General features: G+C 67.4%; 1 protein-coding gene. It reads left to right on the top strand.

The genetic code is table 11. The features are described 5' to 3' along the window. Nucleotides 1–26: 26 nt before the first annotated feature. The coding region (locus IEY96_RS32435; RefSeq protein ID WP_229792023.1) for a hypothetical protein at nt 27–1569 on the top strand (1543 nt) is incomplete at its 3' end.

The raw sequence follows: 1569 nt of genomic DNA, 5'->3' as shown, positions 1-1569 counted from the left end.
GCGCGGATCACGGGACGGTCCGGGAGGTGCCGTGTGACGACGAGGAGCTGGTCGAGGCGGTCGATCTGGCGAACCGGGATCACGGCGGCACGCTGAAGCTGGCCGAGAACTGCACGTACGAGCTGAACGTGAAGGACCGCAAGCACGGTTCGGCCCTGCCCGAGATCAAGCAGGACATCACGATCAAGGGCAACGGCTCGACGATCAAGCGGGACTCCGAGGACACCTTCCGGATCTTCCGGGTCACCGACGGTGGTGAGCTGACCCTGAAGGACCTCACCGTCAAGGGCGGCAACGCCACCGAGTTCAAGTACGGCGGCGGCGGACCCCAGGTCCCCGGCGGCCCGGGTGGCGGCCCGGTCATGGGCGCCCCGAGCAACGGCGCCCCGGGCAACGGCGCGCCGGGCGCCGCTCCCGCCGCCCAGACCGCGCCGGCGGCCCCGGCTGGCGCGGCGGTGCAGGCCGCACCGGTCGCGCAGGCCGCGCCGGTCGGGCAGGACTCCGGTCCGCAGGGCCCGGGGTCGTGGGACAAGGACAAGGACAAGGACCGCGACAAGGACAAGGACAAGGACAAGCAGGGCGAGGGTGACGGTGGCGCGATTCTGGTCGAGCGGGGCGGCAGCGCCAACCTGTTCAAGGTGAAGCTGACCGACAACAACGCCGAGAAGAACGGCGGCGCCATCGCCAACTTCGGCCGCGTCCACCTCGAAGACAGCAAGGTCACCGACAACCACGCCCGCGAGGACGGCGGCGGCATCTTCAACCGCGGCGTCCTCAAGGTCAAGGAATCCCACATCGACAACAACACCGCCGGCGGCAACGGCGGCGGCATCGCCAACGGCAACGGCGACAACACCAAGCACGACGAGTACGGCCAGAACAGCACCGAGCAGAACGACTACGACAAGAAGAAGGACAAGCACGACGACGAAGCCGGCACCGTCGAGATCGTCGGCTCCGACCACGGCAAGGACGCCGTCAAGAGCACCCTGTCGGACAACCGCGCCGGCAAGAACGGCGGCGGCCTGTTCAGCTCCGGCGGCTTCGTCACCATCAGCTTCACCGCCATCACCGGCAACACCGCCTGCGAGAACGGCGGCGGCATCTACGCCGAGAACACCGAGCTCAAGCTCGACCACGTCCTCGTCGCCAAGAACCACGCCGACGGAAACGGCGGCGGCATCGTCAACACCGGCGGCAAGCACTGGGGCTACCCCAACGACAAGCAGGACGCCACCGCCACCATCTCCGACAGCGTCATCGTCGAGAACACCGCCAACCGCTTCGGCGGCGGCATCTTCAACGGCGAATGGCTCGTCAAGGTCGAAGACGGCTTCACCGAGCGCAACGGCAGGGACAAGGACGACAACGCCACCCTCACCCTGCGCGACACCGAAATCAAGAAGAACACCGCCCTCAACGGCGGCGGCATCTTCAACAACAAGGGCAAGGTCACCCTGACCAACACCCACGTCACCAAGAACACCGCCACCGACACCGCCAAGCTCCACCGCGTCGCCGGCGGCGTCCTCAACAACGAGGGCAAGGTCAAGCTCGACGACAAGTCCA

Origin of the sequence: Micromonospora fulviviridis (genome assembly GCF_014648395.1) — a bacterium.
Taxonomy (GTDB): Bacteria; Actinomycetota; Actinomycetes; order Mycobacteriales; family Micromonosporaceae; genus Micromonospora; species Micromonospora fulviviridis.
The sequence above is the reverse complement of the archived record's forward strand: the minus strand, read 5'-3'. Positions and strand labels throughout refer to the sequence as shown.